The sequence below is a fragment of the Flavobacterium sp. genome, from assembly GCF_044368995.1.
In the GTDB taxonomy this organism is placed as follows: domain Bacteria; phylum Bacteroidota; class Bacteroidia; order Flavobacteriales; family Flavobacteriaceae; genus Flavobacterium.
Genome location: NZ_JBIPMS010000049.1, coordinates 1 through 11,520, shown reverse-complemented (window position 1 = coordinate 11,520; position 11,520 = coordinate 1). Strand labels below are relative to the sequence as shown.

The 11,520-nt window shown below is 30.0% G+C and carries 11 protein-coding genes and 1 riboswitch; of the genes, 9 read left to right on the top strand and 2 right to left on the bottom strand.

Annotated features, from left to right (window positions below; all coding sequences use genetic code 11):
• Nucleotides 1-96: 96 nt before the first annotated feature.
• Entirely contained in the window at nucleotides 97-2,019 is a 1,923-nt protein-coding gene (locus tag ACIQ2I_RS05120; RefSeq protein ID WP_396181359.1) for a TonB-dependent receptor plug domain-containing protein, read from the bottom strand.
• Nucleotides 2,020-2,095: 76 nt separating this feature from the next.
• Nucleotides 2,096-2,298, bottom strand: a riboswitch (cobalamin riboswitch).
• A gap of 70 nt (nucleotides 2,299-2,368) precedes the next feature.
• Between ACIQ2I_RS05120 and ACIQ2I_RS05115 the strand changes: the two genes are divergently transcribed.
• Genes ACIQ2I_RS05115 through ACIQ2I_RS05100 form a run of 4 tightly spaced genes read left to right on the top strand, consistent with a single transcriptional unit; the run spans nucleotide 2,369 to nucleotide 6,253 of the window.
• Nucleotides 2,369-3,229, top strand: a complete 861-nt coding sequence (locus tag ACIQ2I_RS05115) for a T9SS type A sorting domain-containing protein (RefSeq protein ID WP_396181358.1) — start codon at nucleotides 2,369-2,371, stop codon at nucleotides 3,227-3,229.
• 56 nt (nucleotides 3,230-3,285) lie between these two features.
• Nucleotides 3,286-4,416, top strand: coding sequence for an ABC transporter substrate-binding protein (locus ACIQ2I_RS05110; RefSeq protein ID WP_396181357.1), 1,131 nt, complete (start codon nucleotides 3,286-3,288; stop codon nucleotides 4,414-4,416).
• A 2-nt stretch (nucleotides 4,417-4,418) separates the two neighbouring features.
• Nucleotides 4,419-5,447, top strand: coding sequence for an iron chelate uptake ABC transporter family permease subunit (locus ACIQ2I_RS05105; RefSeq protein WP_396181356.1), 1,029 nt, complete (start codon nucleotides 4,419-4,421; stop codon nucleotides 5,445-5,447).
• 26 nt (nucleotides 5,448-5,473) lie between these two features.
• Nucleotides 5,474-6,253: an ABC transporter ATP-binding protein gene (locus tag ACIQ2I_RS05100; protein ID WP_396181355.1), complete on the top strand. Its 780-nt coding sequence runs from the start codon at nucleotides 5,474-5,476 to the stop codon at nucleotides 6,251-6,253.
• Between the two features lie 13 nt (nucleotides 6,254-6,266).
• Here the strand turns inward: ACIQ2I_RS05100 and ACIQ2I_RS05095 are convergent, their stop codons facing one another.
• Nucleotides 6,267-6,851 (bottom strand): pseudouridine synthase, encoded by a 585-nt coding sequence (locus tag ACIQ2I_RS05095; protein WP_396181354.1) that lies wholly within the window; start codon nucleotides 6,849-6,851, stop codon nucleotides 6,267-6,269.
• Nucleotides 6,852-6,992: 141 nt separating this feature from the next.
• On the opposite strand from ACIQ2I_RS05095, the gene rmuC reads away from it, so the two are divergent.
• From rmuC to ACIQ2I_RS05070, 5 genes are all read left to right on the top strand, one after another.
• Nucleotides 6,993-8,339, top strand: a complete 1,347-nt coding sequence (gene rmuC / locus ACIQ2I_RS05090; RefSeq protein WP_396181353.1) for a DNA recombination protein RmuC — start codon at nucleotides 6,993-6,995, stop codon at nucleotides 8,337-8,339.
• A 15-nt stretch (nucleotides 8,340-8,354) separates the two neighbouring features.
• A complete protein-coding gene (locus ACIQ2I_RS05085) occupies nucleotides 8,355-8,732 on the top strand; it encodes a 6-phosphogluconate dehydrogenase (protein WP_396181352.1) in 378 nt (125 codons plus the stop codon).
• Nucleotides 8,732-9,277: an acyl-CoA thioesterase gene (locus tag ACIQ2I_RS05080; RefSeq protein ID WP_396181351.1), complete on the top strand. Its 546-nt coding sequence runs from the start codon at nucleotides 8,732-8,734 to the stop codon at nucleotides 9,275-9,277. Before ACIQ2I_RS05085 ends, ACIQ2I_RS05080 begins: the two co-directional genes overlap by 1 nt.
• Before the next feature lie 92 nt (nucleotides 9,278-9,369).
• Entirely contained in the window at nucleotides 9,370-10,500 is a 1,131-nt protein-coding gene (locus ACIQ2I_RS05075) for a hypothetical protein (protein WP_396181350.1), read from the top strand.
• Nucleotides 10,501-10,521: 21 nt separating this feature from the next.
• Nucleotides 10,522-11,520, top strand: a 999-nt coding sequence (locus ACIQ2I_RS05070) for an FG-GAP repeat domain-containing protein (RefSeq protein ID WP_396181349.1), incomplete at its 3' end; no start/stop codon positions are given.

Here is an 11,520-nt window from a genome sequence, read left to right as displayed (position 1 = left end):
ATCTAATTATCAAAATCTATTCCAAATATAAGACAACATTGTACTATAATTGTTACAAAAATAAAATGCTTACCCAATATTACGTTTTAATAAATTTTAAAACTTAAAGTTTAATCCTAATTTAAAATTTCTTCCTCTTACCGAATAGCCAATATTTTCATAAAAATCTTTATCCAAAATGTTGGTAACCGCTGTAAAAATTGATAATCTATTTGGCAACACGTCAATTGAAAAATTTGTATTAATTAATTGATATGAACCTAAAGTTGTTTTTATGGTTTCAAAAGTATTGTTATCAAAAAACGCATCATTTCTCGCTGCTACATATTGATATTGTGCATTCCAATGGATTTTTTTTGTAAAATCAACATCTATAGAAACATTTACTTTATGCTTCGGAATTAATTTGCTTTGCGCTTCAGCGACTTGCGTAAAGGTATAATTTCCGTTTATCGATAAGTAGGAATTTGGTTTTATAACTAAAGTTGTTTCCATTCCTTTTGCAATAACAACATTTGAATTGTTGATGTATTGAGATTCATACGAAGTCGGATCTGTAAAAAAATCATAACTATTTTCTTCTTCTCTGTAAAAACCAACGGTATTTAATGTAACTTTTTTATCGAATACAGTTGTTTCAAAACCTGCTTCAATAGTAGTATTTTCTTCTGGTTTTAACCTTAAATTTCCATACGGAGAATATAATTGATACAACGAAGGCGTGATGTATGCCGTACTATAAGAAGAAATTAATTTTAAGGGTGTTTTTTTGAAACTAAAAGATGGATTAAAATTAAATGTCGTGTGATTTCCATAAACATTATGTTTGTTTAATCTGGCGCCAACATTAATATTCAATCCAAAATTAAAATAATAAACAGCTGTAGCATACGGATCAATAACGTTAAAATTAGCCTCTGAATTTGAAATGTTTTCAGAATTTGATTCTTCCTGCATGTCCATAAATTGAAATTGTGTGCCTAAAATCAAAAAAAATGCTTTTGAAAAATTATACTTATTAAACATATCAATAGAAACACTTCTCGATTTGAAATACGATGTTTCAACACTCGAAGACCAAGTGTTGTATGTGTCATAATGTCTTTCCAAGTTAGTAAAACCTGTAACAAAATTTAATTCTCCATTTGCATATTTGTATTTTGGTGAAAAGCCAACTCTAAACTGCTCCGAAAGTGAAATATTTGCCGTTTCATCAGAAAAATTCCCTCTATCAAAAGAAGATTTCATTCTATCATAATTAGTGAAAGCCTGAATACTAAATTTAGAATTAAATTGAATTCCAATTTTCTGCAAAGCATTTACTCTAGAAAAATAATCGGTTTCAAAATTTGCACCTGCAGCTTCGCTAATTCCTTTGGTTTCTTTACTGTTTAAAGAAGTAAAATAAGAAACTGACCCTTTTGTTCCATTAACAGAAAAACCTTGATTAAAATCTTGAGCATTTGTTTTCCTCTGGTTGGGAACATTTTGTGTGCCTAAATTCATGTAAGCGGTTCCTTCAATTTCTTTTTTTGAAGCTTTTTTCAAAGTAATATTTATTAAACCAGTTGCGGCGCCAGAACCATATAAAGTACTAGCCGCTCCTTTCATAATTTCAATACTTTCAATTTGTTCTACTGGCAACAAACGCAAATCATATTGAAAACCAATACCTGAGGCATCGGTTACTGGAACACCATCAATTACAATTAATACTTGCCGACTTCTTCCTCCACGAATGTAATATTCTAAATTTTTTCCAGTTCCAGATTGACTTCCTGCAACTTCAACTCCAGCAACTTGACTTAAAACAGCGGCTAAAGATTGCCCTTTTTTGTTTTCTAAATCTTTCGCAGTAATTTTTTCAATAATTTTACCTGATTTTTCTTTGCTTTGCGCAAATTTGGTGTCAGAAATAACAATTTCTTCAATTGTTTTAAGCTGATTTTGATCTTGAGCCATAGCAAAAGAGGTAACCAACGTAAAATACGCTGATAGTTTAATGAAATTTAGTTTCATTTTTTTAATTTAAATTTTTTCCAAAATGGGAGAAAAGCACAGAATTACCCATACCCAAACCTTTTTTCCCGAAAGTTTGATACTCAATGAATGTGGCAGGTCTCCTGGCTTGCCTATTAGTGTATTCCTTCCCATCCTATTTTACTAGAACAGTGGATTTGCAGATAACACTAACGTTTTATAGCATACAGTTGCGGGAACAGCTCAGGTTTTACACCTGATTCCCTTTTAATGATTATTCTATGTTATAGAACATCAACCAAAATTCGAATGTAAATGTATAATAAAATTATTAACAATATAAAATATTTAATTAACTTTACATTTGTATTTAAGAAAACAACATGTTATGAAAAAACTTTTACTACTCTTTTTGAGTTCGTTTTTTGGATATAGCCAAGTTTATATTGAAGTGAAATTGGTTAATCCAAACGTTGGAAGTTCAATCTTTAATAATTACACAAATTCTGGAACTACTTCTAATGATAATGGTTTAAACGCAATTCTGTCTCAAAATTTCGTTAGTCAATATAGACCAAAAAACGGAAATCCTTATGATAACTTACCAAGGTACACTTCTGTTGTCTGTGCTGATATATACGGAACTAATTTATTAAGCCAATTACAAAATTATTCATCAGTTATTGAATCAGCTGCATTTAGTATTGAATATAATTTTAATAATATGCTTATAATTCAATTAATAACTAATGCAACTGGGACACAGACAGGAACAAATGGAAATATTGTTGTAACAAATGACGCCGGCTTAAATCAAATTTTTGCTAATCATAACATTGTACAAATGCAACAATCTTTTCCGAGTAGTGGAAATGCAAATAATTTAAGATATTATAGAATTAGGTCCTCAAATTGTAATTTACTAAATTTAAAAACCGCATTAGATAATTACTCATCAGTCATTCAAGCAACGGAGTTTATTGGAGGAGATGTGCAGTTAAGCAATCAATCTTTCGATAATATAACGACTTCAATTTATCCAAATCCATTTCAAAATGGATTAAATATCAAAACGGATAAAACAATAACAAATTATGAAGTTGTAGATATTTATGGTAAAATTATTATCAATTCTACTTCGAAAATAGACTTCGAAAATTATATTTCTAATCTAAAAAATGGATTATATTTTCTTCAACTAAATTATGATGACAGCACTATCTCATCACACAAAATAATTAAAAATTAAAATTTAATTGCAGTACTTTCTTTTTACATTTATTAAGTTTGTAAAAAATTTCACCAATGTACCTTGCTAAAAAAATAAGTTTTCTTTTGCTTTTATTTTCTTTTATGTGTTGTAAAAACAATGAACGTAAGACATTAAAAAACACAAGAAATAACGAAATAAAATACGCAAAAGGCTTGACTATCATTACAAAAGAAAATTATTCAATTGTAGAAGTTACTTCACCTTGGCCTAATTCAAAAAAGAAATATTCCTATATATTAAAGAAAAAAAATGCTGTAATTCCAACAGAATATAAAAGTCTTTCGCAAATTCAAGTGCCAATTAAAACTATTGTTTTAACATCTACTACACACATTCCATCAATAGAAATGCTTGGAGAAGAAAAAAAATTGATTGGTTTTCCGAATTTAAATTACATTTCTTCAGAAAAAGTTAGATATTTAATTGATGCAGGAAAAATTAAAGAATTAGGAAGCAATCAATCATTAAACACTGAGGTTTTAATTGATTTACAACCAGATATTATAATGGGTTATGGCTTAGACAATAGCAATCCCACTTTAGATAACTTAGAAAAAAATGGCTTAAAAGTAATCCTAAATGGCGATTGGAACGAACAATCACCATTAGGAAAAGTGGAATGGATTAAACTTTTCGGGGTGCTTTTTGGAAAAGAAAAGCAAGCCAATGAAGTTTTCAATTCGATTGAAAAAACATATAATGAGACATTAAAATTGGTAGAAAAAACGAAAGTGAAACCAACTGTTTTTAGTGGGTCTTTATATGAAAATAAATGGTACTTACCGCAAGGGGAAAGTTGGGGTGCAAAATTTATTAGCAACGCTAAAGGAAACTATTTATGGGCAAAAACCAAGGGCACTGGAAGCCTATCTTTATCATTTGAAAAAGTATACAGTTTGGCCAAAAATGCAGATATTTGGTTTATAGATCAGTATACTTCTTTAGAAGAAATTAAAAATGCCAACCCACATTATTCACAATTTAAAGCTTTTAAAACAATATATATATATTCGTTTAGTAAAAAGAAGGGTAAAACTGGTGGGGTAATTTATTACGAATTAGCGCCTAACCGTCCTGATTTAGTGTTAAAAGATTTAGTAAAAATATTTCATCCAGAATTATTACCTAATTATCAACTTTTTTTCTTTGAAAAACTACAATAAAATTGAAAAAGAACGCACAACATAAAATCCTATTTACTACTTTACTTGTCTGTTTAGTAGTTGCTTTTTTACTAAATATTAGTTTTGGTCAAGTAGCTATTCCTATAAAAGAGGTAGCCAAATCAATATTTGGATTTGGAGAAGTAAAAGACACCTGGGAATACATCATTATTAATTTCCGTTTACCAAAAGCAATAACAGCAACTTTAGTTGGTATTGGCTTATCTATTTCTGGCTTATTAATGCAAACTTTATTTAGAAATCCATTAGCTGGGCCTTATGTTTTGGGTTTAAGTTCTGGCTCTAGTCTGGGTGTGGCTTTTGTAATAATGGGTGCTTCAATTTTGCCAGCTTTTTTAGGTGAAATTTTCGTTTCAAGTTTAGGTGTTTTATTCGCCTCTATTTTAGGAAGTTTATTCGTGTTATCGTTAGTTTTTTTAGTCTCCAAAAAATTAAAAGATACCCTTTCCATACTAATTGTTGGCTTAATGTTTGGTAGCTTCACCGGAGCAATTGTAAGCGTTTTAACTTATTTTAGTACAGCAGAACAATTACAAAAATTTACATTTTGGTCAATGGGAAATTTAGGAAACCTAAGTTGGTTACAAATTTCTATTTTGAGTATTTCTGTGGTAATTGGTTTGATTTTAAGTTTGTTTTCAATTAAAAGTTTAGATGCTTTTCTTCTTGGCGAAAACTATGCAAAAAGTTTAGGAATCGATATTAAAAAACAACGCAACTTAATTTTTATTGCCACGGGAATTCTTGCAGGAAGCATTACTGCATTTGTAGGACCGATTGCTTTTGTTGGTTTAGCCGTTCCACATATTTCAAAATTAGTGTTTCAAACAAGTAATCATAAAATTTTATTTTCTTCCACCATTTTATTAGGAGCCGTAATTTTGTTGCTTTGTGATACGATTTCACAATTACCCGGTTTAGATTTTACTTTACCAATTAATGCAATTACATCAATTTTAGGGGCACCAGTTGTAATTTGGTTGTTGGTAAGAAAAAGAGGAATACATTAGATTTGTTTTAACCACATAGAATATCAATGAATAATACCATACTACATACCAAAAATTTATCCATTGGTTATACTTCCAAAAAAGAAGTATTAACCATTGCGAGTGATATCAATATTTCATTAAAAAAAAGGAAGTTAATTACATTAATTGGTGGAAATGGAATAGGGAAATCAACTTTATTAAGAACAATTACAGCTATTCAAACACCAATTTCTGGTGAAGTTATAGTAAACAACAAAGATATTTTTTCGATTGAAAACTCGGTGTTAGCACAACAACAAAGTTTGGTTTTAACAGATAAATTACCCAGTAGTAATTTAACCGTTTGGGAATTAATTGCTCTTGGAAGACAACCTTACACAAATTGGATTGGAACTTTATCGGATGAAGATTATTCAAAAATCAATACAGCCATTGAACTTACCAATATTGAACATTTAACAGAAAAAAAACACTTCGAAATTTCTGACGGACAATTACAAAAGGTTTTAATTGCAAGAGCTTTAGCACAAGATACTGATTTAATTATTTTAGATGAACCGACTACACATTTAGATTTATTTCATAAAGTTTCGGTGTTTAAATTATTACAAAAACTAGCACATGAAACAGGAAAATGCATTTTGTTTTCAACTCATGATATCGATTTGGCTATTCAATTGAGTGATGAAATGATTGTGATGACAAAACATTACTGTATTCAAGATCAACCTTGCAATTTAATTGAAAAAGGTATTTTTGATACTTTGTTTAAAGATGAGCATATCATTTTTGATAAAATACACGGTAAATTTATTGTGAGATAAAAAAACTTAAAAATCACTCCAAAATTCTGTCAAAATCTACTGTAAAAATTTCTCGCACTTCGCCAGCTTTTAAATCATCTAATTCAATATTACCCACTCGAACTCTAATTAATCGTAAGGTTGGAAAACCAACTGCTGATGTCATTTTTCTTACTTGACGGAATTTCCCTTCAGTTAAAGTAATCGAAACCCAACTTGTAGGACCGTGACGTTCATCTCTAATTCTTCTACCTTCACCAATTTTTGTTGGAGTTGGAATTAAATTCGCATCGCATTTTTTAGTGATATATTTTTTACCGTGAAAACCAATTTCTACTCCGTTTTTTAATTGTTCAACAGCATCTAATGTGATAATTCCATCTACTTGAGCATAATATTCTTTTGCTACTTTTTTGCTTCTGACCAATTCACTCATCATTCCGTCGGTTGTTAGTAATAATAAACCTTCAGAATCTTCATCTAATCTTCCAATTGCCATTGTGCCTTCTGGAAAATTATATAATTCACCCAATTTTCTTTTATTACGTTTTAATTCGTAAATAAACTGACTAATAAATCCGTGCGGCTTATGTAAAATAAAATGTTGGTGTAACTTCATTTTGCAAAAATAGTTTTAATTTTAAACACATAGGCACATAGAAAAAATAAAAATTCTATTAACTTCTGTGTTTTATTTTTTTAATTGAGGTAAAACTTAAAAAAATTAGTAATTTTACTTTCTAACTATTACATACCAAAAATGAACACATCTATAATCTTAATATTCGCCATTTTAATTGCTTTAACTATTGGTTTTTATATTGGCAAACTGCTTTCAAAAACACAATCTAATGCTGAAAAAAGTAATTTAGACGGACAATTAACATCTCAAACCAATCAGCTTTCAGAATTAAAAATATCTTTTCAGGATTTACAAATAGAAAAACAAAAAGTACAAACTGAAAAAGAAGAATTTGCGATTTTATTAGCGAAAAAAGAAAATGATTTTGATAATTTATTGGAAAGAAATAAAGAACAAAAACAAGAAGTCAACGAACTTCAAGAAAAATTTACCAAAGAATTTGAAAACTTGGCTAATAAAATTTTAGAAGAAAAAACACTGAAATTTACCGAACAAAATAAAGAAAACTTAAAAAATATTTTATCGCCCTTACAAGACAAAATACAACATTTTGAGAAAAAAGTAGAAGACACACATAAAGAAAGTATAGATTATCATGCCGCTTTACGTCAGCAAATAGTTAGCTTAAGCGAAATGAATGCGCAAATGAGCAAAGAAACCATCAATTTAACAAAAGCCTTAAAAGGCGATAGTAAAATGCAAGGAAATTGGGGCGAATTGGTTTTAGAACGCGTATTAGAAAAATCTGGATTAGAAAAAGGTCGCGAATATGAAGTGCAACAAGCTTTTACCTCTGAAGAAGGTAGCCGAATTTTACCCGATGTAATCATCAATTTACCGGATGGTAAAAAAATGGTGGTGGATAGTAAAGTTTCATTAACCGCTTATGAAAAATATGCAAATGAAGAAGACGATGTGCAACAAATTATTCATTTAAAGGAGCATGTGAATTCTGTAAAACGTCACGTAGAACAATTGAGTGAGAAGCGTTATCAAGATATTTATCAAATGGAAAGTCCTGATTTTGTATTGTTATTCATTCCTATTGAACCTGCATTTGCATTAGCTTTACAGGAAGACTTAACATTATATAATAAAGCATTTGAAAAAAATATTGTGATTGTAACTCCTACTACTCTATTAGCAACATTACGGACCATTGATAGTATGTGGACGAACCAAAAACAACAAGAGAATGCTATTGAAATTGCGCGTCAAGCAGGTGCTTTATATGATAAATTTGAAGGATTTGTTTCAGATTTAATTAAAATTGGAAAGAAAATGGACGAAGCCAAAGTAGAATATTCGTCCGCAATGAATAAACTTACAGAAGGCAAAGGAAATTTAGTTACAAGTGCGGAAAAATTAAAGAAAATGGGAGCAAAAGCAAAAAAAGCTTTACCAGAAGCCATTTTGAAACGAGCAGAAAACGATGAGGATTTACTATCAGAAATTGAAAATTAATATAAATAAATTTAAATGACAAAGATTCGTAAGATTATAATGTATACCTTATTAGCTGTCACATTAGCAGCAACAAGCTATATTACTTTTTTATATTACGCCTCATTTAGTGACGGAATACGCACTGGAGAATTAATTAAGTTTAGCCATAAAGGTTACGTTTTTAAAACTTGGGAAGGCGAATTGAGTCAAGGGCTTTCTGGCTCGCAAAAATTCGCATTTTCTGTATTGGATAACCAAACAGAAGTTATTGAACAATTGAAAAATAACCAAGGGAAATTTGTAAGAATTGAATATATTGAACGCTACGGAACCTTTTATTGGTGGGGAGATTCTAATTATTATATTACAAAAGTAAGTCCAGAAAAATCACCTTATTTTAATACTAAATAATGAATACTTCCAATACAGTTGCTGCTTCTAAAATTACATTATCGGAATTAATGTTGCCGTCACACAGTAATTTTAGCGGAAAAATTCACGGTGGATATTTGCTGCGTTTAATGGACCAAATTGCTTTTGCATGTGCTTCAAAATATTGTGGAAGCTATTGTGTAACTGCATCTGTTGATACTGTCAATTTTCTAAATCCAGTTGAAATAGGCGAATTAGTGATCTTAAAAGCATGTGTAAATTATGTAGGCAACAGCTCTATGGTGGTTGGTATTCGCGTAACTTCTCAAAATATCCAAACTGGAAAAGTAAAACATACGAACTCAAGTTATTTTACTATGGTTGCCAAAAATCAAAATGGCGAAAATGTACAAGTTCCTAAATTGGTATTGTCAAATTTAGAAGAAGTGCGTCGTTTTTACGAAAGTATAAATAGAATTTCCTCAAAAAAAGAATATTTAAAAGAGGAAATTTCATTAGATTTTTCTTCGAAAGAAGCATTAAACAATTTAAAAAATTACAATATTCTACTTAAATTAAAATAAGAAATTAACTATTTGAAAATGAAAAAGTAAACTAACTTATATTTTATATACAAATGTTGCATTTTTTTGATTATTTTTGTAAAAATTAACGAATGAATAAAAAAATACTATCTATTTTACTTTTAAGTATCGCATTATTAATAATATCGTGTAATGATGAAACTGAAGAAGAATATAATACCTTACCTACTTCACCTGTTAAAGTTGACTTAACGCAAATACCCTATCCTAAACTTTCTGATTATCATTTTTTTGAAGGTGAAATGAAAAATCAAATCCCTTCATTAAATGTACTTCCTTATGCGCCAGCAAGTGTGTTATTTTCAGATTATGCTCACAAAAAAAGATTTGTTTGGATGCCAATTGGCGTAAAAGCAACTTATAATGGGGACTCGAAAGTATTAGAATTACCAGTAGGATCCGCTTTGATAAAAACCTTTTATTATGATAAAATTCAACCTAACAATACAACTCGTATTATTGAAACAAGAATAATGATTCGAAAACAAACGGGTTGGATTTTTGCTGATTATGTTTGGAATGAGGCACAAACAGAAGCGTATTTAGATTTAAATGGAAGTTTTGTAAACATATCATGGAAAGATGATAATAATGTTATAAAAACTACAGATTACAGAATTCCATCTGAAGTTCAATGTATCACTTGTCATAAAAACACAGAAAATGTTAATGGAAATTTACAAACCATTCATATCCCAATTGGAATTAAACCTCAAAATCTAAATCATAACTATAATTACGGATCCTCTACTCAAAATCAACTAACAAAATGGATAGAGCAAGGTTATTTAGAGAATAATTTCACTTTACCTACAGAAAATAATACCACAATAGACTATAACGACACATCAAAATCTTTAGAAAAAAGAGTACGCTCTTATTTAGATATTAATTGTGCCCATTGTCACCAAAATGGAAAACATTGCGATTATAGGCCAATGCGATTTGCTTTTAACGAAACAGGTGCTGCAAACGGATTAACAAACTTAGGAGTTTGTGTTGACACACAAGATATGCAAAACTTCGCTCCAGCTTTAGGAAAAATCATAACACCAGGAAACATAAATAGATCCATGTTATACTATCGTTTAAACACAACAAATGAAGCATACAGAATGCCTCTTCACGGAAGAACAGTAGTTCATGAAGAAGCAATAAGTTTAATTGGACAATGGATAAATTCATTACAACCTTGTCAGTAATAACATTTTATTATATCAAAAATGAAAAAATATTTTATGTTGTTTTTTGTAATTTTTATTAATTACTCTAACTGGGCTCAAGACACATGTGCAAGTGCGCCAACAATAACAACTGGAATGCATGTAGTAACTGCAGTAAACGGAACACAAATTCCTACTCCTATATGTGCATTAAATGGATCTGGTGCTACGGCTGGTGAATGGTATAAATATATTCCTACACAAAACTATACCACAACAATCAGTTCAAATATTGTAGCAAATACTCCAAAAATTGATACTCGCTTCCATGTTTATAGTGGAACATGTAGTACATTAACTTGTGTAGGTGGTGATGATGATTCAGGAGCAAGTTTTTCGTCAGTAGGAAGTTTTACAGCTATAGCTGAAACTACTTATTATATTGCTTGGGATAACAGATGGTCTTCTTTAGGATTTACTTTTCAACTATCAGAAGGACCATATATCGCTCCAATACCTACTCCTGTAAATTATACTTCTCAAACTATTTCAACAATAAATAGTTCTTATAACATTTGTGTGGTGGATATGAATGGTGATAACAAAGACGACATTGTAGGTGTAAGCACAAATAATTTAAAAATTCATTACCAAGGTACAGGAAGTACTTTTAACATGACCGATTTTCCAATAACAGGAGCTAGTGATATGCCTTCTTGGAGTATTGCAGCTGGGGATTACAACAGAGACGGATTTAATGATTTGGTTTTAGGAGGCGGAAATGGATTAACATTTTGGAAATCTAACAATACAGGAACAGCCTATTCAAACATTAATCCATCAGAATATATTTTCTGTCAAAGAACTAATTTTATTGATATTAATAATGATGGCCATTTAGATGCATTTTCTTGTCATGATGTGGCGCCAAACGTTTATTATATGAACAATAATAATGGTGCCTCATTTACACATTATCAGTCAGGTGTAACTGCTGGATCCTATTCATTAGGAGTGCTTTCTAGCGGAGGAAACTATGCTTCATTATGGACAGATTAT